Source organism: Pseudomonas sp. MPR-R2A5 (assembly GCF_058793055.1).
The window spans coordinates 1-21,433 of the sequence record NZ_JBXAFK010000071.1 but is presented as its reverse complement, the minus strand read 5'-3'; the positions used below and the strand labels follow the sequence as shown (position 1 = coordinate 21,433).

Annotated in this window: 20 protein-coding genes; 12 read left to right on the top strand and 8 right to left on the bottom strand. The window is 54.0% G+C overall.

What is annotated here, in order from left to right; all coding sequences use genetic code 11:
* Positions 1-8: 8 nt before the first annotated feature.
* From AC1Q6I_RS32265 to AC1Q6I_RS32230, 8 genes are read left to right on the top strand one after another with little or no spacing between them, the layout of a single operon-like run.
* Positions 9-389, top strand: coding sequence for a TIGR03750 family conjugal transfer protein (locus tag AC1Q6I_RS32265; RefSeq protein WP_008437403.1), 381 nt, complete (start codon positions 9-11; stop codon positions 387-389).
* Positions 386-1,039, top strand: a complete 654-nt coding sequence (locus AC1Q6I_RS32260) for a PFL_4703 family integrating conjugative element protein (RefSeq protein WP_020302977.1) — start codon at positions 386-388, stop codon at positions 1,037-1,039. Before AC1Q6I_RS32265 ends, AC1Q6I_RS32260 begins: the two co-directional genes overlap by 4 nt.
* Positions 1,039-1,941 carry a TIGR03749 family integrating conjugative element protein gene (locus tag AC1Q6I_RS32255; RefSeq protein WP_008437410.1) on the top strand — a complete coding sequence of 301 codons (903 nt, stop codon included), beginning with the start codon at positions 1,039-1,041 and terminating at the stop codon, positions 1,939-1,941. The genes AC1Q6I_RS32260 and AC1Q6I_RS32255 overlap by 1 nt, the downstream gene beginning before the upstream one ends.
* Positions 1,931-3,421, top strand: coding sequence for a TIGR03752 family integrating conjugative element protein (locus tag AC1Q6I_RS32250; RefSeq protein ID WP_024073352.1), 1,491 nt, complete (start codon positions 1,931-1,933; stop codon positions 3,419-3,421). The genes AC1Q6I_RS32255 and AC1Q6I_RS32250 overlap by 11 nt, the downstream gene beginning before the upstream one ends.
* Complete coding sequence (locus AC1Q6I_RS32245; RefSeq protein WP_008437412.1) at positions 3,399-3,827, top strand: TIGR03751 family conjugal transfer lipoprotein; 429 nt, start codon at positions 3,399-3,401, stop codon at positions 3,825-3,827. The genes AC1Q6I_RS32250 and AC1Q6I_RS32245 overlap by 23 nt, the downstream gene beginning before the upstream one ends.
* The gene (locus AC1Q6I_RS32240; RefSeq protein ID WP_024073351.1) at positions 3,827-6,790 is read left to right on the top strand and encodes a conjugative transfer ATPase; all 2,964 of its coding nucleotides are present in this window, start codon (positions 3,827-3,829) and stop codon (positions 6,788-6,790) included. The genes AC1Q6I_RS32245 and AC1Q6I_RS32240 overlap by 1 nt, the downstream gene beginning before the upstream one ends.
* Complete coding sequence (locus AC1Q6I_RS32235; protein WP_008437414.1) at positions 6,787-7,083, top strand: hypothetical protein; 297 nt, start codon at positions 6,787-6,789, stop codon at positions 7,081-7,083. The genes AC1Q6I_RS32240 and AC1Q6I_RS32235 overlap by 4 nt, the downstream gene beginning before the upstream one ends.
* Positions 7,080-7,763, top strand: a complete 684-nt coding sequence (locus tag AC1Q6I_RS32230) for a DsbA family protein (RefSeq protein ID WP_008437415.1) — start codon at positions 7,080-7,082, stop codon at positions 7,761-7,763. Before AC1Q6I_RS32235 ends, AC1Q6I_RS32230 begins: the two co-directional genes overlap by 4 nt.
* 105 nt (positions 7,764-7,868) lie before the next feature.
* Here the strand turns inward: AC1Q6I_RS32230 and AC1Q6I_RS32225 are convergent, their stop codons facing one another.
* The 8 genes from AC1Q6I_RS32225 to AC1Q6I_RS32190 form a co-directional block, all read right to left on the bottom strand.
* A complete protein-coding gene (locus AC1Q6I_RS32225) occupies positions 7,869-11,027 on the bottom strand; it encodes an efflux RND transporter permease subunit (RefSeq protein WP_008437418.1) in 3,159 nt (1,052 codons plus the stop codon).
* Positions 11,024-12,508 (bottom strand): efflux RND transporter periplasmic adaptor subunit, encoded by a 1,485-nt coding sequence (locus tag AC1Q6I_RS32220; protein ID WP_008437420.1) that lies wholly within the window; start codon positions 12,506-12,508, stop codon positions 11,024-11,026. The genes AC1Q6I_RS32225 and AC1Q6I_RS32220 overlap by 4 nt, the downstream gene beginning before the upstream one ends.
* Positions 12,505-13,761, bottom strand: coding sequence for a TolC family protein (locus tag AC1Q6I_RS32215; protein WP_008437421.1), 1,257 nt, complete (start codon positions 13,759-13,761; stop codon positions 12,505-12,507). The genes AC1Q6I_RS32220 and AC1Q6I_RS32215 overlap by 4 nt, the downstream gene beginning before the upstream one ends.
* A gap of 99 nt (positions 13,762-13,860) precedes the next feature.
* Entirely contained in the window at positions 13,861-14,202 is a 342-nt protein-coding gene (locus AC1Q6I_RS32210; protein WP_073844967.1) for a hypothetical protein, read from the bottom strand.
* Between the two features lie 74 nt (positions 14,203-14,276).
* Positions 14,277-15,215 carry a copper homeostasis membrane protein CopD gene (copD, locus tag AC1Q6I_RS32205; protein WP_008437423.1) on the bottom strand — a complete coding sequence of 313 codons (939 nt, stop codon included), beginning with the start codon at positions 15,213-15,215 and terminating at the stop codon, positions 14,277-14,279.
* Positions 15,216-15,218: 3 nt separating this feature from the next.
* Positions 15,219-15,602 (bottom strand): copper homeostasis periplasmic binding protein CopC, encoded by a 384-nt coding sequence (gene copC, locus AC1Q6I_RS32200; protein WP_008437424.1) that lies wholly within the window; start codon positions 15,600-15,602, stop codon positions 15,219-15,221.
* A 359-nt stretch (positions 15,603-15,961) separates the two neighbouring features.
* A complete protein-coding gene (copS, locus tag AC1Q6I_RS32195; RefSeq protein WP_008437425.1) occupies positions 15,962-17,350 on the bottom strand; it encodes a copper resistance membrane spanning protein CopS in 1,389 nt (462 codons plus the stop codon).
* Positions 17,347-18,042: a heavy metal response regulator transcription factor gene (locus AC1Q6I_RS32190; protein ID WP_008437429.1), complete on the bottom strand. Its 696-nt coding sequence runs from the start codon at positions 18,040-18,042 to the stop codon at positions 17,347-17,349. The genes copS and AC1Q6I_RS32190 overlap by 4 nt, the downstream gene beginning before the upstream one ends.
* 205 nt (positions 18,043-18,247) lie before the next feature.
* On the opposite strand from AC1Q6I_RS32190, the gene AC1Q6I_RS32185 reads away from it, so the two are divergent.
* The 4 genes from AC1Q6I_RS32185 to AC1Q6I_RS32170 all read left to right on the top strand — a co-directional run.
* A complete protein-coding gene (locus AC1Q6I_RS32185) occupies positions 18,248-18,601 on the top strand; it encodes a co-regulatory protein PtrA N-terminal domain-containing protein (protein ID WP_008437430.1) in 354 nt (117 codons plus the stop codon).
* 165 nt (positions 18,602-18,766) lie between these two features.
* The gene (locus tag AC1Q6I_RS32180) at positions 18,767-19,303 is read left to right on the top strand and encodes a cupredoxin domain-containing protein (RefSeq protein WP_008437431.1); all 537 of its coding nucleotides are present in this window, start codon (positions 18,767-18,769) and stop codon (positions 19,301-19,303) included.
* Positions 19,304-19,397: 94 nt separating this feature from the next.
* Positions 19,398-19,643 carry a DUF2933 domain-containing protein gene (locus AC1Q6I_RS32175; RefSeq protein ID WP_032899631.1) on the top strand — a complete coding sequence of 82 codons (246 nt, stop codon included), beginning with the start codon at positions 19,398-19,400 and terminating at the stop codon, positions 19,641-19,643.
* Positions 19,644-19,645: 2 nt separating this feature from the next.
* Positions 19,646-21,433: heavy metal translocating P-type ATPase (locus tag AC1Q6I_RS32170; RefSeq protein ID WP_102625078.1), on the top strand; the 1,788-nt coding region annotated here is incomplete at its 3' end.

Below are 21,433 nucleotides of genomic sequence, written 5' to 3'. Positions count from 1 at the left end.
CCGTGGCCATGACAGAACTCTCAGACGATGGGACCCTGATTTTCCTCCCTGTGCGATTGAACAATCAGCCAGTCATCATGGGCGGCCTTACCGCTGACGAAATGTGGGCCACCTTGGCGTTGAGCACCGGCGCAGGGCTGGTTATCGGTATTCCGGCCGCGATATTGACCCAGATTTGGGCACTTATCATCGGCGCCGCCATGCTCTGTGCTGTCCTAGGGCTGTTTCTTGCCAGTCGTTTCTTGCGTCGGTGGAAACGCGGCCGACCTGATACATGGCTATACCGCCAGATGCAATTGAACATCGCGCGGTTCTTTCCTACCTGGAATAAAGCCCTGCTGATTACTCGTACAGGTGCGTGGACCTGTCATCGAACGGAGGTTCAATGACTTACCGTAAAAAAGTAGACGCCCAACTGGCCCACATTAACAGCCTGCGCATGGTCATTGGTTTTCTCATTGCCCTGGGTCTGTACATGGCTTATGGCTGGCAGAGCGCACCGCGTGACCTAACTGTTCATGTACCTCCAGATCTACGTTCAGGTAGCACCCGTAAGTGGTGGGATATTCCACCGGAGTCGGTATACGCCTTCGGTCTGTACATTTTTCAGCAGATGAACCGTTGGCCCGTTGACGGTGAAACCGACTACGAGGACAACATTACCCGCTTGGAAAGCTACCTGACTCCCAGCTGCAAAGCCTACTTGCAGAAAGATTTCGAGCTACGCCGCAATAGCGGGGAACTGCGCAAACGTGAGCGGGGTGTATTTGAAATTCCAGGCAGAGGCATCGACGATAAGTCTGAGCAACATATTGAACAGCACAGCATCAATGACTGGACCGTCAACCTGGACATCACCGCTGACGAGCACTACGGCGGGGAGCGCGTAAAGCGGGCATTTGCTCGCTATCCGTTAAGAATTATCCGATTCGACGTCGATCCCGAAAAAAACCCATTCGGCTTGGCCTGGGACTGTTATAGCAGTAATCCACAACGCATCGAAGTCTCCGCAGAAACGACCAGAGCAGGAGGCAAATGATGACACGCCGCCTACTGATCATCGGGCTCGTAGCCCTTCACTTCTGCGGGTTGGCCAACGCCGTCGAAATCCTGCGCTGGGATCGTATCCCTATAGCACTGCCCTTGATCGTGGGTCAGGAGCGTATTGTCTTTGTGGACCAAAACGTACGGGTGGGTCTGCCTCGTAACCTCGTCGACAAACTGCGCGTGCAGAGCACCGGTGGTGCCCTCTACCTGTTGGCGAAAGAGCCGATTGAACCGACTCGCTTACAGCTGCAGAACATGAACTCCGGTGAGATCATGCTCGTGGATATCATCGCAACGGTAGGGAAACCAAATCAGGTCGCATCCGAGCCGGCTAAAATTGTAGCCGGGGACAGTCCCGCCCCGCGTTACGGCCAAGTCAACGCCAAACCTACAAGCAACCATTCAACTTCTTCCACGGCCCAAGCCAGCGCTCAAGCCGAGGAGGATGAGGACGCGCCGAAACCGCGTCGTGAGACCCCTCTTCCGGTGGTCATGACGCGCTATGCCGCACAGATGCTTTACGCGCCCCTACGCACCGTTGAGCCCGTGGAGGGGATTGCTCAGATCAATCTGAAGCGCGGTTTGGACCTCACCACCCTAATGCCGATATTGCCGGTCGAAGCCTCTGCGTTGGGGTCGTGGCGGTTAGACGAGTATTGGGTCACGGCGGTGAAGCTACGTAACACAAGCGCCCAAAACCTCACATTGGATCCGCGTGACCTGATGGGTGACTTTGTCACCGCGACTTTTCAGCATCCCTACCTTGGCGCCAAAGGTGATTCCAGCGACACCTCGACGGTCTACTTGGTGACCCGTGGTCATGGTCTAGCCGAATCGTTATTGCCGGCCGCCATCAGCCAGATCGATCCGAAGGGAGGCCGTCGTGAAGAGTAATCCACTTGTTAAATACCTGGTCATACCGTTCGCGATCCTGGCGATATACGTAGTGGTCAAATTATTCAATCGCGAAAGTGCCGACCAACAGGTTCATGCGCCGGAAACGGTTGTACTTAGTACGAAGGAGGCTAAAAAGCTTGGGGTTGACGGAGATACACCCAGCGACACATTGCGCACCATTGTCGTGGAAAGCAGACAACTCAAGGACCAAGTCTCCAATGCTTTGAAGAACAATGACGAACTAAAGCAACAGAACATCGAGCTGCAAAAACGCCTGCAGAACATCGACCTCAACGTCGATAACAAACTGCAGAACGTTCAGCAAACGATGAAGCAGGAGGCGCAACAACAGAGCCAAACCCTCTTGGACACACTGCAGCAGCAGTACAATACCCTGAGCAGCAAATCGGGCAGTGGCAATGAGTCTGGATCTGATTTGCCGATCGGCTTCGGCGTTCAGCCAGGTGACGGTCAAGGCTTCAAAGGCGGACCTGGCGCGGACGTTGTTTGGATAGAGCCGCAGGACGCAACGCCGGTCGATGTCAACGGCAAGCCCATCGCTGCAGGGACAAATCAAACGGCAAGCGGCTTCAACTTCCCGACCTCTTTTGGCGAGTCCGTGGACCGAGGACAAAATGCACTGCGCACGGGCGCTCAAAGTGTTGCGAATGAAATCTCGCCACAGGAGGCCCGCAAACAGGTGCGCAAGGTCTACACCTTGCCGCAGAACTCGACATTGATGGGTTCGGTGGCCATGTCCGCGCTGATCGGCCGGGTGCCCATTGACGGCACTGTCAACGACCCCTACCCGTTCAAGGTATTGATCGGGCCGGACAATCTCACGGCCAACGGCATCGACTTGCCCGACGTCGCCGGCGCGGTGGCCAGCGGAACGGCTTCCGGCGATTGGACCCTGTCTTGCGTACGCGGTCAGATCAAAAGCCTGACGTTCGTCTTCAATGACGGCACTGTGCGCACGCTGCCACAACCTCAGGAAGAAACGAATAGCAGTCAAAATAGTAACAATCAGAACAATGGCAACCAAACCACCATTCAGGGTGGCCTGGGCTGGATAAGCGATGCCTATGGCATTCCTTGTATCAGTGGCGACCGCAAAAGCAACGCCTCGCAATACATTGGCTCGCAGGTACTGATTACCGCCGCCGGCGCAGGTGCTGCCTCCCTCATCAAGTCAGATGGAAACAGCGGCTCTTTTATAAACCCTCAGTCCGGGACCATCGGTTCTGTCGGCGGCTCGGGCAGTGAAGCCATGGGCAAAATTATTGGCCAGGGCGTCAATGACGTCTCCAGCTGGGTCAACAAACTCTACGGGCAAGCCTTCGCAGCGGTGTATGTACAACCCGGGGCAAAGATAGCTGTGCACCTGGACCAGCAACTGACCATCGATTACGAACTCAATGGCCGCAAGGTCAACTATCGCTCAGGAGCCCGTCATGTTTCGACTGCGCTTGACTAATCATGGCTTAAAACTAGGTGCATACCTGGCCATCGCCCTACTCGCCTCGGCCTGTTCCACCAACAAAGACGAATTGCTCCCCCATGGGGACCGCACAATGATGGACGTTTGGGATCAAGGCTCCAGCGGCTCAAGCAGCTCGAGCAGCCGCCAATTGCTCGATGCACGCCAAGATCTTCGTCGGCCTCTGGAGACGAGGGAAACAGACAACACCATGTTCACACGTACCGCACAAAACGAGATCTACAGCCAATTTAAACGCCTACCCAATCCCGACCTGGTGATGTACGTCTTTCCTCATTTAGCGGGTTCAGACCCGGCACCGATCCCAGGCTACACCACGGTGTTTCCGCTGTATCAGCGGGTGCAATACGCCATGCCTGGCGAACGCACGGAGGCATATTGATGGGTTTTTTTGAACGATTCAAAACGCGACGGGCGACAGAGCGTGTGGAACCTGGCGTAACACCAGGTTCGCCGTTATCTGACGATGTGCAGGGACCAGCAACCGAGACGTTTGAGGCTGCTACAGAGCGTTACTACGAACGCCTTGCTGCCATGGGTATTCCCTCGCCGAGCGATTGGCGTAACCCAAAGAAAAAGCCAGCCACAACCGCTGATGCTGACCGTCTATACCACGTCAACCCCTCCTTCGTAGACCTACTGCCGTGGGTAGATTACCTGCCTGCAGAAAAAGCCATGCTATTGGAAGACGGCGTGTCTCGTGCTGCCTTTTTTGAGCTGACACCGATTGGTACTGAAGGTCGGGATCCCGAATGGTTACGCAAGGCCCGCGACGCCCTGGAAAACGCCCTCCAGGACTCCTTCGACGAGCTTGAAACCTCACCCTGGGTGGTTCAGCTCTATGCCCAGGACGAAACCAGCTGGGACGATTACCTTCAGCAACTGCATGACTACGTTCAACCACGCGCACAAGGCAGTGCATTCACCGAGCTTTATTTGAAGCTGATGAAGCAACACCTGGAATCCATCTCCAAACCAGGCGGGCTGTTTGAAGACACCAAGGTCAGCCAACTGCCCTGGAGGGGCCAACAGCGCCGCGTCCGTGTTGTTGTCTACCGCCGTACCCAAGGCGCGCAAGCGGATGTGCGAGGCCAGGCACCAGGTCCTTACCTGAAAATCATCTGCGATCGCTTGGTGGGCGGCTTGGCGAACGCCGGCATTAAAACCCATCGCATGGATGGCCACGCCATTCGCCATTGGCTGATTCATTGGTTCAATCCACGTCCCGATCATCTTGGCCCTGCCGATGCAGATATTCGCCGCTTCTACGAATTGGTGTGCAAGCAAGCACCTGGTGCTGCAGAGGGCGAACTGCCGCTCGCCAGCGGCACTGACTTCTCGCAAAACCTGTTTTATCGCGAACCACTGTCAGATATAGAGAAAGGTCTGTGGTATTTCGACGGCCTTCCCCATCAGGTGGTGATGCTTGACCGCTTGAGGGATGCTCCCAAGACCGGGCACTTAACCGGTGAAACCCGAAAGGGCGGTGATGCGCTCAACGCACTGTTCGACAAAATGCCAGAGGACACCATTCTCTGTATCACTCTCGTGATCACCCCGCAGGACATTCTCGAAGGGCATCTGGAACAGCTTTCACGCAAGGCAGTTGGAGACACTCAGGCCTCGATCCTGACACGCGAAGACGTCGCCACCGCCCGTCAGTTGCTCGGGCGCAAGCACAAGCTGTACAGAGGTAGCGTAGCGTTTTACCTGCGGGGTAAAGATGATGCCCAGTTGCACGAACGCAGTTTGCAACTCAGCAGCGCATTGCTGGGTGCGGGCATGGAGCCGGTGGAACCTCGGGATGAAGTGGCACCGCTGAACTCCTACCTTAGATGGCTACCCGGCAACTTCGACCCCAATGCGCGCAAAGCACTGGAGTGGTACGCACAACTGATGTTCGCCCAACACATTGCGAACCTGGCCCCCGTCTGGGGTAGGTCGACCGGAACCGGGCACCCGGGTATTACCCTGTTTAACCGTGGGGGAGCGCCGATAACCTTCGACCCGCTGAACAAGCTGGACCGGCAGATGAACGCGCATTTGTTCATTTTCGGGCCTACGGGTTCAGGTAAATCGGCCAGCGCGACAAACATCCTTAGCCAAATCATCGCCATCTATCGGCCACGTCTATTCATTGTGGAGGCTGGCAACAGCTTCGGCTTACTCGGTGATTTCGCCAAAAAGTTGGGTTTGACGGTAAACCGGGTTCGACTTGCACCTGGATCGGGTGTCAGCCTCGCGCCATTCGCTGATGCCGTGAAGCTCATCGAACCCAGCCAAAACGTGAAGATTATCCAAGCTGATGATCTTGAGGCGTCGGACGAACATCTGACTAGCCAGACCGAGGATGAACAACGCGACATCCTGGGCGAGATGGAAATTGCGGCCAGGCTGATGATCACCGGTGGTGAAGAAAAAGAGGATGCCCGTCTTACTCGTGCCGACCGTAGCGCCATCCGCCAATGCATACTGAATGCAGCGAAAAAATGCGTGACGGAGCAACGTATCGTTCTGCCGGAAGATATCCGTGAAGCGCTGCGAGAAATGGGACTCGAGCCCGGTATTCCAGACGCCCGAAGCTCACGATTCTTGGAGATGGCGGAAGCCTTGTCCATGTTCTGTATGGGCACCGAAGGCGACATGTTCAACCGTCCTGGCACCCCATGGCCAGAAGCGGACATTACCATTGTCGACCTTGCCACCTATGCGCGAGAAGGCTATAGCGCACAGATGGCCATCGCTTATATTTCCCTGCTCAACACGGTCAACAACATTGCCGAGCGTGACCAGTTTAAAGGCCGTCCGCTGATCTGCTTCACCGACGAAGGCCACATCCAGTTGAAGGTCCCACTCCTATCCCCCTACTCCGTCAAGATTACCAAAATGTGGCGAAAGCTCGGCGCCTGGTTCTGGATGGCCACCCAGAACGTTGACGACGTGCCGCCAGAGGCCTCAGCCCTGCTCAACATGATCGAGTGGTGGATGTGCTTAAACATGCCGCCTGATGAGGTGGAGAAGATCGCGCGGTTTCGTGAACTGACTCCTGCACAGAAGTCGATGATGCTGTCAGCGCGTAAAGAAAGCGGCAAATTCACCGAGGGCGTCGTGTTGTCCAAAAGCATGGAAATGTTATTCCGGGCGGTACCACCGAGTTTGTATCTGGCCCTGGCCATGACCGAGCCGGAAGAGAAAAAGCAACGCTTCGACATCATGCAAGCCAAAGGCTGCAGCGAGCTGGATGCGGCCATTGAAGTTGCTGCAACGCTTGACCGCTATCGCGGTATCGAACCTCACATCATTACTTTCCCCGAGCAAGTCACGGCCTTGGAGCGCCAAGCATGAGAGCATTGAATTCCCTGACCCAGAACCTTATAGAAAGTCTGACCCAGCTGCTTGAACAACCGGGTGAAGACGCCCTTCAAACCCTTGAGGTGTGTGCCCCCGTTTTGATAGAGCAACTGCAACAGGTTTTGGTTCGTGCGGTGGATCGTCGTGACATCGAGTCCCAACTTCACGCGGTGTTAGCCAATTGGCTGCTACAGCACCCACAACCCGAGAATGCTGAGAACGCTCTTCTTGAGGCCCTTCGTAAACAAGCGCTGCTTTCATCGAAGCCAGCAGAGGCTCGGGCATGATAGGCCTTCGCAAATATTGGTTGATGCTGGGGTGCGTTTTGGCAGGCACATCGATGGCCTGCTTAGCCCTCACTCGAAGTGAGATACCATCCCCGCACAACACAGGCCCGTGGTTGTTTGGTCCTTCCAAAGCACGCTGGACTGTGACTGAGTTCGCGGATCTGGAGTGCCCCTACTGCAAGACGTACACACCTGCGTTGAAAACCTGGATACAGCAGCAGAAGGATGTAAACCTGCAGTGGCATCATCTGCCACTGGATGTGCACGGTCCGACCGCATTACACGAAGCCAAGCTCGCTGAATGTGCGGGGGCGCTTGGTGGCGCACCTGCCTTCTGGCAAGCCATTGACCAGATTTTTGACCGGACCCGTAGCAACGGTGAGGGTTTCAATGGGCATCTGAACGTCGTTGATGTTACTTACCAGGACTTATTGTCCTGTGCAGCTACCGACAAAGTGATCGCCCGGCATGTTGGCCAACAGGTCGAGGAGGCCCTCAAAGCGGGCATTACGGCAACTCCTACTGTGATAATTAAAGACAACACGACTGGCAGCTCCGTAAAGCTTGAGGGACCAGCTGACGGGGTATTGTTATTATCAGCTCGTGATTGGCTGGCTCAAAAAAAGAGCTGCGACGCTCTGCAAAAGTCGAACGTTAAATCACTTAGCCATTGTCATTAAATGAGCTTGCATTCCATTCATACATTTTCATGCCCGGCATGTCCTACGCGTGGGCCGAAAGAGACAGCGCAAATACGGTGTTTGCAACTGCAATCAGGGTCAGTTTCATACGACTTTTTCTTGAGGATTGATGGGCTCAACTGAGAGGTGCCGGCGACGCATCAGTCGATAGGCTGCCGGAATGACAAACAGCGACAGCAAGGGCGCGGTAATCATGCCTCCAACCATGGGTGCCGCAATTCGGCTCATCACCTCGCTGCCGGTCCCGCTGCCCAGCAAAATGGGTAACAAGCCAGCAATGATGACAGCCACAGTCATGGCTTTGGGCCGAACGCGCTGGACAGCGCCTTCACGAATCGCGGCCATCAGCCCGTGCTCGGTCCTATCGCCGAGGTCTTCACGCTCAGCCCAGGCGTTCTTCAGATAAAGCAGCATAATTACGCCAAATTCGGCAGAAACACCGGCCAAAGCGATAAAGCCGACACCAGTGGCGACCGACAGGTTGAATCCCAATAGATAGAGAAACCATACCCCACCAGTCAGTGCGAATGGCAGAGTGGCCATGATCAGCAAGGCCTCATCGAAGCGAGCAAAGGTTAAATAAAGCAGCACGAAGATGATCAACAGCGTGGCAGGCACCACCAGCTTGAGTCGTGCGTTGGCCCTTTCGAGAAATTCGAACTGTCCTGCGTAGCTCAGGCTCATACCAGGCTGCAACTTAACCTGCTCGCTGACGACCCGTCGTAGATCGGCGACTACCGAAGCAATATCCCGTCCCCGCACGTCGATATACACCCAGCCTGAAGGTCGGGCGTTCTCACTCTTAAGCATCGGCGGACCATCGCTGACCTTGATCTTCGCAACGGTGCCAAGAGTGATCTGGCTGCCTAGAGGGGTATAGATAGGTAACTGCTCCAGAGCGCCGAGTGAATCCCGCCACTCACGAGGGTAACGTACGTTAATTGGGAAACGAGCCAACCCTTCAATCGTCTCCCCGACGTTTTCACCGCCGATTGCGCCGGCCACGATCGATTGCACATCGGCAATATTTAACCCATAGCGGGCCGCAGCTTTACGATCGATATCCACATCAATATAGCGGCCACCGGTCAGTCGTTCGGCCAACGCTGAACTCACACCTGAGACATCCTTGGCAACACGTTCGATGGCTTGGGTGACGGCATCGATCTCCGTCAGGTTGGTACCGGCAACCTTCACACCAATAGGGCTTTTTATGCCAGTGGCCAGCATGTCGATGCGGTTACGAATCGGCGGTATCCAGATGTTGGTCAATCCTGGGACACGCACCGCTTGGTCTAGCTCCTCAACGAGCTTTTCCTGGGTCATGCCTGGGCGCCACTGTTCGTGTGGTTTGAATTGGATGGTGGTTTCGAACATTTCCAAAGGTGCTGGGTCAGTCGCGGTTTCAGCGCGGCCGGCTTTGCCGAAAACGTGTTCGACCTCTGGAACTGTCTTTATCAGACGGTCAGTCTGTTGAAGCAGTTGCGCGGCCTTCTGCGCCGATAATCCAGGCAGAGCTGATGGCATATAGAGCAGGTCCCCTTCGTCCAGCGGGGGAAGAAACTCACCACCCAGACGAGAGATCGGCCACAACGCGCTGACAAAGACTAGCAACGCAACCAGCAGCGTTATTTTAGGTCGATGTAATACGGCGTCCAGAGCGGGTTCGTAGATCCGGATCAACCAGCGATTTAGCGGATTCTGCTGCTCATTGGGAATTCGTCCACGAATCCAATACCCCATCAACACCGGTACGAGAGTTACCGACAGTCCAGCCGCTGCGGCCATAGCGTAGGTTTTGGTGAACGCCAATGGACCGAATAGACGTCCTTCCTGAGCCTCCAGCGTGAACACCGGAATGAACGACAGGGTGATGATCAGCAGACAGAAGAACAATGCAGGTCCTACCTCGGCAGCCGCTTCAGTCATCACGTGCCAATGACGTTCACCTTTCAGTTCCTCCCCAGGATTGGCCACGTGCCAAGCCTCGACCTTCTTGTGGGCATTTTCAATCATCACCACGGCAGCGTCGACCATAGCGCCGATGGCGATGGCAATCCCGCCAAGGGACATGATGTTGGCGTTGATACCCTGATAGCGCATCACGATGAAGGCGATCAGCACCCCAACCGGCAGGGAAATGATTGCCACCAGAGATGAACGCAGGTGCCAGAGAAAGATTCCGCAGACCAACGCGACGACGATGAACTCTTCGATCAGCTTGTGGCTGAGGTTTTCCACGGCACGATCAATCAACTTGCTGCGGTCGTAGGTGGTGACGATTTCAACCCCCGCCGGCAGACTGCTTTTCAGCTCGTCGAGTTTGGTTTTGACCGCCGCAATGGTTTCACGAGCATTCTTCCCGCTGCGCAGAATCACCACGCCGCCGACGGTCTCACCTTCACCGTCGAGTTCGGTAATGCCTCGACGCATCTCAGGCCCTAACTGAATCGTGGCAACATCGCCCAACGTGACCGGCACACTGCCCGCGCCCAGTTTGAGCGGGATGGCGCGAAAGTCATTGAGCGTCTTTAGGTAGCCGGAAGCTCGTACGATGAACTCTGTCTCCGCCATTTCCAGCACGGCTCCACCGGTTTCCTGATTGGCTTTGCCGATCGCCTCGGTCACCTCAGACTGCGTGATACCCAAGTTCGCCAACTTTAGCGGATCGAGCTGGACCTGATACTGTTTGACCATGCCACCTACGGTGGCAACTTCCGCAACGTTCGGCAGCGTCTTGAGCTCGAATTTGAGAAACCAGTCCTGTAGGGCTCGCAGTTGCGCCAGATCGTGCCCACCGCTGCGATCAACCAACGCGTACTGGAAAATCCAGCCAACGCCAGTGGCATCAGGTCCTAAGGCTGGCTTAGCACTGGCTGGTAGGCGGCTTTGTATCTGGCTCAGGTATTCCAACACCCGCGAGCGGGCCCAGTACAAGTCAGTTCCGTCTTCGAACAGCACATAAACGAAGCTGTCGCCAAAGAAGGAGTAACCGCGCACAGTCTTGGCCCCAGGTACCGAGAGCATGGTGGTTGCCAGTGGATAGGTCACCTGGTTTTCGACGATCTGTGGGGCTTGGCCTGGGTAAGGTGTACGGATAATTACCTGAACATCCGACAGGTCTGGCAATGCATCGATGGGCGTACTTTGAACCGCCCAGATCCCCCATGCCGTGACGAACAGCGTCGCCAGCAACACAAGAAAGCGGTTGGCCACCGACCAGCGAATAAGGGCCGCAATCATGGCTGGCCCCCAGAGCGTTCCAGACGTTCAACACGCAGACCATCGTCCGTCTGGCTAACAGCGATCCGAACCTTGTCGCCCGTTTTTAGGCCCTTCATCAGAGCAGGAGTGGCGAGAGGGAAAGTCATCGTCATGCCTGGCATACCCAATGTCTTGAAGGGACCGTGGGCGAGCGTGACTTCTTTGTCGTTGATCTCAACGATCTGACCATCGGCCTCATGCAAAGCGCCAACGGGCATAGTAGATGGCGAAACGTCCAATGAGCTTGCGACAACGCCCTTGAGACTGGCCTCCGAGTCGAGCAGGAACTGGCCAGAGGTCACCACTTTCTGCCCCTCTTCCAAGCCTTTCAATATCGCCGTCTTGCCATCGTTATCCTGGCCTAGCTGCACCTCCACCGGGCGATATCGACCAGCGTCTTCAGAGAGCATGACCAACGCACGTCGACCGGTACGAATGACGGCCTCGCTCGGCACCCACAGAACACTTTGCTCCGTTGAACGATTGAGGCTTACCTGTGCGGTCAAACCTGGTCTGAGTCGGCCATCTGGATTGGGTAACTCAACTCGAACGCGAAGTGTGCGACTGTCCGAACTGGTTTCCGGAAGAATCGCACTGACGACGCCCTTGAGCACAACTCCAGGGAATGCGGATAAACGCGCTTCAGCTGCTTGCCCTACTACGATTGACCCAGCTTCCGCCTCTGGTACAGCCACGGCCAGCCAGACACTGCTCAAACCATTAACACGAGCCAACGTCTCGCCTGCGGCCACCGTCATACCTTCACGCACACTCAGCTCTTGAAGCACACCACCAATAGGGCTGGTCAGCGTCAGGTTCGATTGAACTTTGCCAGTGCGCTCAACTTGAGCAATTAACGTAAGTGGCATTCCGGTTAGCCGCAGTCGCTGCCGGGCCGCTGTCAGCAAGCCAGCATCGCCACTACGCTTGAGGGCGAGAAATTCCTCCTGAGCAGCTGCCCACTCCGGCACCAAGATATCTGCCAAGGCGGCATTCGCTTTCAGCACATCACCAGGTGCGTGGGCATACACACGCTCGACAAAACCCGCTGTACGGGCCTGAATGACTGCAACGTCCCGTTCGTTGAAGGCCAGCACACCTACCACGTTCAGTGTCGAGGCAAATACGCCTCGACTGACACTAGCCAGTCGCACACCAAGGTTCTGAGTCAGGCTTGGATCAATTCGAATGGCAGCGCTGTCCCCCTTGGTATCTGCGTATTGAGGGATCATCTGCATGTCCATGAAGGGTGACTTACCCGGTTTATCGAATTTCTGTTGTGGGTACATGGGATCATACCAATACAGAACTTTTCGATCGGCAGAGGCTTTGGGTTCATGATCCGGTACGACACCAGCTACTCCGCTCATTCGCGGTTGGGCTAACCAGTAACCCCCGGCAACACCCAAGGCAATCGAGATGCCGATGATTAAAGTCCCTTTCCATAATTTAAAAATCATTGAGCGGACTCCCCGTAAGAGAAATACAGGCGAGCGCTGGTCAGGGCACGTTGCTCTTCAACGTCAACCTGCTTGAGACGGGCTTCGATGAGTTCGCGTCGGGCGGCAACAACCGAGTTCAAATCACCCTTGCCGGAGCGGTAGCTGGCCATCGTGAGTTCGACCTTTTCTTTAGCCAACGGCAACAAGCTTTCCTGATTACGGCTGACTGCACGATTGAGGCGCTCGTAGTCAGCCAACTCATCCTCCAGTTGCTGGGTATGCTCGCGTGACAGGGCTTCGCGCTCAGCCTCAAGCTGGTTTAGTTCGGCGTGCTTGGCCGCAATCTTGGGGTTTTGCCGAGAGTTAGGGAACAGCGGGAGATCCCATGAAAACTGCACGCTGACCATGTCACCGAATTGTTGGCCTCGGTGCTGATAATCGAATTCCCAGCTCCAGTCAGACTGCTTTTCCGCCTCAGCTTCACGGATCTTGGCTTGTGCTTCACGGGTCATCGGCACAAAAGCCGCTAATTCGGGGTGATGTTGCAGCTTATGGGAGTAACCTGAGGTCTCAATAGGCCAATCAGGCAAACCGCCTACCGGTTTGTCATCGGCGGCAGGGCCAATCCAGCGCTTGAGGGCGGCCCGGGCCTGTGCACGTTGACGAACTAAATCATCCTGCTGCTCAGCCAGTTGAGCAGCTTCCTGTTTAGGTGTCACCGCATCGGCGGGTTGGGCTCGGCCACCCGCAATCTGAGCTCTGACGGTATCGGTCAGAAGACGGTTTTCTTTGTAGAAGTCCTGGAACAACGCATCTTTACGCTCAACCGAGTAGCTTCTGATCCAGGCTAATGCCGTGGACTGTCGGACGTTCAGACGCGCCACTCGACGCTCGGCTGACGCTCGATCAACAGCCGCATCCGCGACCTCGATACGTGCTTTGCGCTTGTCGCTGTTGGGCATCTCCTGCCTAATCCCGACCACTTGCATGGTCATGAAGTCCTGGTCGATGCTCCATCTGTCGGGTCCACCAATGGGGTAGTTCTGCACGCCCAGCAGTAGCTTGGGATCGGGTAGTTCGCCGGCGGGAATGGCCGCGCTAGTGGCTGCTTGAATTTTGGCGTCTTGTGCGGTCAACGATGGTGCATTGTTTTCGGCCAGACGCAGCGCTTCATCGAATGTCAATGCGCTAGCGAAGCTCGGCAATGCAAGTACGCTTGCCGCCAGGCCGGCCAGGAAGGACCAACCTGTGCAACAGCACTTGGAGTTCATGTTCACGATTCCTGTGATGATCCACCGCGCGCTTCATAAGACATGCACGCAGATATGCCATCCCGCTAACGCGGAATGAGGCTCAGTGTGGTACAGGAATCAAGTACGTGGGGGTCGCCATACCCCTGAAGAGGTTTGTACGAGCGGGAAATGGCTGGAGAATGATAGAATGAGAGGACTGGACAGGGTGATAGGAGGCTTGATGATCGATACTTGCAACATGCCGCCAGTTTTGCATTCCTGACCGGGCTTACAAGGTTTGCCATGCTCGGTGGGACTTTTCATGTCGTGGCAGCAGTCTTGCCCCATACCATCCATCATCGCCATGCCCATGGTTTTCATCGGGCATGGTTCAATCGATGTCTGAACACCCGCCATCCCGCTGAGGGGAAGCGCCAAGCTAATCAGGAAAATTAGGCAAAACCGCAGGTAGCGTTTCATGAGCTGGAGTGTAGACGGTGCAAATGGCCCTTACAATTCACCCTTGAGACTCCTTAGTCGGCCATCACCAACCGCTATGCCGCGCTCATTTCCATGACCGGGCTTAAAGTACCTAACCATGCGACTAGACAAATAATGATGACTGCCATTGAAAATTCGAGCTTCATGCTACGGCGCAAGGCATTGACCGCGACAGCATAGTCTCCATTTCGAACAGAACGTTCCAAGAGCGGGCTTAGGTGAAAACGGTTGAGCGTCGCTAATACGATCATCCCGGCAAAGAGCAGGACCTTCAAAAATAGCAACTCGCCATAAGTGCTGAGCATCACCTCATCGAGATTTGGCCCAACGATAAATAGGTAGTTCGCCACTCCCGTAATGCTGATGATCACTACAATCACCGCGCCGGCCGATTCAAACCCTGTCAGTACCCGAGCAAGAATTCGTGCTTCTCGCTCACCTTTCAGTGATTTCAAACGCAGCAGCAGGGCAAATGCCGCTAGCGCACCCAACCAACCGCCTGCGGCCAAAAGATGGAAGATATCGCTAATAAAGTGCCAGTAGCGACGGCTCCCCTCGTCCATTGCTCCGTGCCCTGTCCATGCCAGCGTCGCTAGCGCAATCGCGCCACAGACAGTGACAATCCAAAGACTCAGTGTTGGAAAGCGCTTGTTCAGGGAAACGCCAATAATGGCCGTCACCAACGCCCCTATTCGGACCATCCAGGTCAAACCGACGTCAGTCCCCATGAGAACCATTTGAAAGATATGGTGATGTAGCTCCATGAAACCCGACACGCCACTCATTGCTTTCGCAAGTAACAACATGGCGGCAAGGGACAGAGCTACACCTACAGCAGAAGTACTGTAAAGAAGCGACTCAAAATTCAAAACTGTTCCCGATATTCTTTCTTTTCCCCTGAGGCTATAAAGACCAAAAATTGCCAGTCCAAATAACAGCATCAGGTCGAAATAAAGAGCAAAGCGAACAACGATATTTAATGAGTCGCTCATGAATCATTTCACTTTGAAAGAAAAGTTGCCGGTAATCGGGTGAGTGTCCGAGGAAACGGCACGCCATTCGACTTTGTAAGTACCCGTGGTCAATGGCGATGCGGGTGTAATAACCATCGTCTTCGGATCACCGCCACCTGCCACGTTAGCTTTTACGCCCATAGGTGAATTCGGCATACCAGGCATATCGGTCATAATCAGCTTTGCACCAGAGAACTGAGTCGTTAGATTCTCAGAAAAGTGCAGTTCGATTTTAGACGGAGCCGCCGCATCCGATCCTTCAGCGGGAGTAGAAGAAACCAGCTTTGGATGCGCCTGAGCAACTGCACTCAGAAGCAAACCCGCAGTCAGCGCAACAGCTACGGTGGTAGTTTTAAGGAATGACATGCAAGACTCCTGACAGCAAAAGCTGTTGGTTCTAGGTTTTTAGGGAATATCTAGTTTTTTACTTTTTGACGCTCGTTAAAACCACTGACGAATACCTAGCAAATTCCGTGTTCTAGGGCCGGCTGGACAGGGAGGAATCACAAGATTTCCAACGTCACAGTGCGAGTACACGATGCCACATGAACGCAAACTGTTCGATTACATTTCAGTCAGCTTGGGGCGGGTTTTTGGCACTGATCTGCCCGGATACGGCGCCAAATACGCGACTTTCTTTGGAACGCTCCAAGAGTTTTCTCTCATCCAAAAACGATCCTATTGAGCTAACCACATGTTGCCTGCATACATATGAACAAGGTGTCTTAGACCTTTCTTGCATCAGCACATGGGAGTTCAATATGAAAGGCTGTTATTCCGTTTAACGACGTACACCATATTTTTCCGTCATGCGCTTCAATGATAGATCGAGTAATCGATAAACCTAGCCCTGCATTACTTGGACTTCCTTCTCTGCGAGCTGGGTCCACGCGATAAAATCGATCAAACAGCTTTTCAAGATGCTCGGACGCAATGGGCTCTCCCGGGTTCTCCACAGAGACTGATATTGAAGTTCCTTTCTGCCGAATATCGACAGTAATACACTTTCCTTCGGGGGTGTACCGGAGCGCATTTGAGAGCAGATTAGAGATGGCCCTGTCGAGCATGAGTACGTCACCTCGGACGCTACCCCTGCCTGTGACCTTCAGGTCGATCCCTCGCTCATCAGCCAGCAAACGGTAGTACTCGAGTAATTTCTCTACTACTGCTACCAGGTCAATCGGTTTGTTTTCATGTGTAATTAGACCGTTATCTGATTTCGCTAGAAAAAGCATGTCATCAATCATACGTCCCATACGTTTCAAGTCATCAAGATTTGAGTACAGATTGTCCTCGTAGTCCTCAATATTTCTTTTTCTAGATAAAATCACTTCAGTGTGAGTCATCAAATTGCTAACGGGTGTCCGTAATTCGTGAGCAATGTCCGCAGAGAAGTTCGATAAACGAACAAACGCATCGTCCAGTCTAGATAACATTGCGTTGAACGAGAGCACCATCTGCTGGAGCTCTTGGGGAACGGGACCTAATGGAATACGCTCTTTGAGCGATTTAGCTGACATCGAAGCTGCTACCTGAGTGACTAGGCGAATAGGTCGTAGTCCACTACGCGCTACCATCCAGCCCAGTGCAGCACTGACCAGCGCGCTTATCACCAGTCCTATCCAAAACCATCGTTCAAGCGTCTCGAAGAAGGCCATATGTTGAGTAACATCAAAGATCAACATCACTGTCAATGGCTTGTCCTGCCCCGTCACTATGGCTTGCGCCGTCACGCCTCGAAATATCTGCTCCTGGTCTCGCCACTCCCAGACATTGCTGTTTGTGACCGTTCGGAAGTCTTCAGGAACTACGATCGGACCTGGGTCAGCAAACAGGAGCTTACCGTCACCATCGATGATAAGAGCTGTCAAATCACGATGAGCACCAAGCAGTGCCTCCAGCTCAGGCTTAACATCACTGAATTGATCAATGCTGTTCAACCCAGTCAAAATTCTTTGCGTCGAGTGAAGCTTTTCGTTCAGCGCCTGCTGATCCAGCATCTTGAAATGATGCCGGCTGAGGTTGTTAAAACTGAGTCCAGCGACGGTGAGCACAGCCGTTACAGCTAGCATGAACATCAGGCTCATGCGCGTAGTCAGGGACATTCGCTTCATTCCGACCCCGTCCCCGAATCCGGCGCATCCAGCATGTACCCCATGCCTCGAGAGGTGTGGATAAGCTTGACCTCAAAATCATCATCAATCTTTGCTCTGAGCCTCCTGACAGCAACCTCGATGACGTTAGTATCGCTGTCAAAGTTCATGTCCCAGACCTGGGAAGCAATAAGCGACTTGGGCAGAACCTCACCTCGACGACGGAGCAGCAATTCGAGCAACGCAAACTCTTTGGCCGTTAGATCTATACGTTTGCCTGCGCGGATAACCCTGCGTTTGAGGAGGTCCACCTCCAAATCAGCCAATTTCATATGGGTTTGGGAGGGGGCAGTGGTACCTCTACGCAGCAGCGTTCTGACGCGAGCCAGCAATTCAGAAAATGCGAAGGGTTTGATCAGGTAATCGTCAGCCCCCAGCTCAAGTCCTTTTACCCGATCCTCAACTCGGTCTCGCGCCGTGAGGAAAAGCACAGGGACATTTTTTCCGGATGCTCTCACTTTCTGAAGTACTTCCCAGCCATCCAGCCCAGGCATCATCACATCGAGAATCAGCAGGTCATACGCCTCGCTCAAGGCGTGCTGAAGCGCGTCTTTGCCATTGGTAAAACGATCAACATTGAACCCCGCCTCGGTGAGTCCTTGCTGCAAATAAATACCTATTTTGGGTTCGTCTTCCGCAACCAGAAGTCTCATGGGGATGGCTCTCGAATAATTGTGAGGCTGAGTCTGCAATGAAATGCCTCTGCCAACCAGCAACTGACAGAAAAGTAATATTGGCTTCAGGTAGATGTCAGCGAGTGCTGTCTAGGGTTCGAGCATGAGTACTTTCTGGTGCTCGACCGACTCTTAACCATGAAAGCTAGAGGAGCCGGAAAACAAATCAAAAAGGAGCTTCCTCATGAACCGTTTAAAAGTCCTATTCTTTGCTAGTTCGATACTCATCTCAGCATCTGCGTTGGCTGAAGGTGGTGCAGATCGGATTATGGAGCGCATGGAAAGCCTGCGCGATAAAGCCGAAGCGACCTTGGTACAAGCTGAAAAAGCTCCTGAAGGGCAGCGCCATGTTCACATGGCCGAGCATATGAAAATACTGGGCGAGATCATGGGCCAGCTTCATCTAGATCATCCAAAAGCATCAATGTCACCTCAGGAACATCTCGCCTGGATGGAAAAACACGACGCCATGGTTGATGACGTTTTGAACCAAATGCAGCGCGAGCACAAACTGATGCTTTCTGAGAACCATCAGTAACCGAATAACTCCTACGGGGCTCTCTGAACCGCCCACTAGACACGGCGTCATCTGGGCGCCGTGTTTTCTCAGGAAAACTGACAGAAATGTAGTGTTCAAGTCAGTTAACGCTCAGCTCTATCCCTTTAGCATAGCTAGTATTTTCCACTGGCTCTCGAGGTCACCATGAAAACTAAGCTCATTACTCCAGTTATTGCGGCAATCACCCTACTCCTCGGCGCTACGGCGATGGCCAGCGTAGGTCATGGGAAAGAGGATATCGGTCAGCCTGGAGTCGCCTCAGAGGTCACTCGCACGGTTGATGTAGAGATGGGTGATATTTTCTTCAAAACTAAAAGCATCGACGTAAAGCCCGGTGAAACGGTTCGCTTTGTACTTCACAACAAAGGGGCGTTGCTGCACGAGTTCAATATCGGCCAAGCCGCTGCTCACGCGGCGCACCAAAAAGAAATGGCGAGCATGTTCCAGAATGGAACGCTTACACCCACCGGAACTGGAAAAATGTGGGGCAACATGGGCCATAGCATGGGAGGCATGAAGATGGTTGGAATGGAACACAACGACCCGAATAGCGTGCTGATCGAGCCAGGGGCAACCAAGGAGTTGATCTGGACCTTCAACAACACAACTGGACTTCAATTTGCCTGCAACGTGCCAGGTCATTACCAGTCGGGGATGGTCGGTCAATTTGACTTGAAGTAAGCCTGAACCGACCGCTAAAACCGCGTCGACGCAAGAGTTCGCTATGCTCTGAGGCAGAGATCAGAGCAACACGCTCACACACGGGGTCTAGATCATGGATAAGCATCAGCATCCGGCTGGAAGCACCTCCCCACCATTTTGGAGGCGCAAAACAGGCGTTGTACTGATCATGCTCATTGCGATCGGTGCCTTTTACGGGGTGCGGGAACATTTCACCCACGTTTATCCGTATTTGCCCTACCTCATCCTGTTGATCTGTCCATTGATGCATTTTTTTGGACATGGACATGGCGGACATGACCATGGCGATCAGGCAGGAACCAACAAGGAAGAGAAATAGCTATGCCCACTCCACCGAGCCACCACGATCACGGTCCCGCCCACGCTGCCTCACCCAATGACGGTGGTCTACGCGACCCGGTGTGCGGTATGGCGGTTATACCTCCAAGTAAATTTGGCGAGTCTTACCAAGGACAGACGTATCAATTTTGTAGCCAGAAATGCCAAGAGAAATTTCGGGCAGATCCAGAACGCTACATTGGTAATCATCCCAGCGCTGAACCCAGCAGCGCCGCTATAGAGCCCACGCTACAGGTAGCCACTGAGTTTACCTGTCCTATGCACCCGGAAATAAGACAGCCAGGGCCCGGCAATTGCCCTAAATGTGGCATGACATTAGAGCCCGTCATGCCCGCGCTTGATGACGATGACAAACCCGAGCTCCTGGATTTCACCCGCCGCTTTTGGTGGTCGCTGCCTTTAACCGTAATGGTGGCCCTTCTAGCCATGGCGGGTCACTCATTACAAATCTTCCATGGTTCGGTTCAAAACTGGATCGAGTTCGCTCTTGCCACTCCGGTCACCTTATGGGCAGGTTGGCCCTTTTTTGTAAGAGGCATAGCATCCGTTAGAAATCGCAGTCCAAACATGTGGACTCTGATTGGTTTAGGTACTGCCGCAGCCTATCTTTACAGCGTCGCGGCAACCCTATTTCCCCAAAGTTTTCCCACCACCTTCATGCAAGATGGACGCATCGGCGTCTACTTCGAAGCCGCTGCGGTCATCATCTCGCTCACCTTGCTTGGGCAGATTCTTGAGCTCAAAGCACGGTCACAAACCTCCGCCGCCATTAAGTCCCTTCTTGGCCTATCTCCCAAGACTGCACGCAGGATCAACGCCGATGGTCAGGAGGAAGACATTCCTCTTACCCATGTTCACTTGGGAGACCATTTGCGGGTCAGACCTGGTGAAAAAGTGCCAGTTGATGGCTCTGTACTCGAGGGAGAAAGTGCGGTGGATGAATCCATGCTCACTGGTGAACCTGTGCCGGTCATGAAAAGAGCAGGGGATAGTCTGATCGGTGCCACGCTTAATACTCATGGAAGCTTGGTGATGGAGGCGCGAAAGGTCGGCGCTGACACCATGCTGTCGCAGATAGTACAAATGGTCGCACTAGCCCAACGCTCCAAAGCGCCCATGCAACGAATGGCCGACTCGATCGCCGGCTACTTTGTGATGGCGGTTATCGCGATTGCGTTGCTGACCCTCATAGGTTGGGGACTGTTCGGCCCGGAACCCAGCTGGGTCTTCGGCCTGATCAACGCTGTCGCCGTGCTTATCATCGCTTGTCCCTGTGCTCTGGGTCTGGCAACGCCCATGTCGATCATGGTTTCGACGGGTAAAGCCGCCAGTATGGGTGTGCTGTTCAGAGATGCCAGTGCCATCGAAAACCTTTGCAAGATCGACACACTGATTGTCGATAAAACGGGAACCCTGACAGAGGGACGGCCGGTATTTCACAGTGTGGAGGCCACACCAGATTTCAACCCACGCGATGTGCTTCAACTGGCCGCTAGCCTTGATCAAGGCAGCGAACATCCTTTGGCACACGCCATCGTCGATCACGCCCGAACTGAAAATATTGCGCTCACCAAGCCTGAATCGTTTGAGTCCGGCTCAGGGATTGGGGTGAGTGGTCTCGTTGATGGCAAGAAAGTACAGCTGGGCAACACTGCACTGATGGAAGCTGCCGGCGTGAGCACAAAGGTCTTACAAGAACGTGCAGAGTTGTTGCGCCTTGAAGGCATCAGCATCATCTATCTAGCAGTTGACGGGGTCTTGGCAGGATTA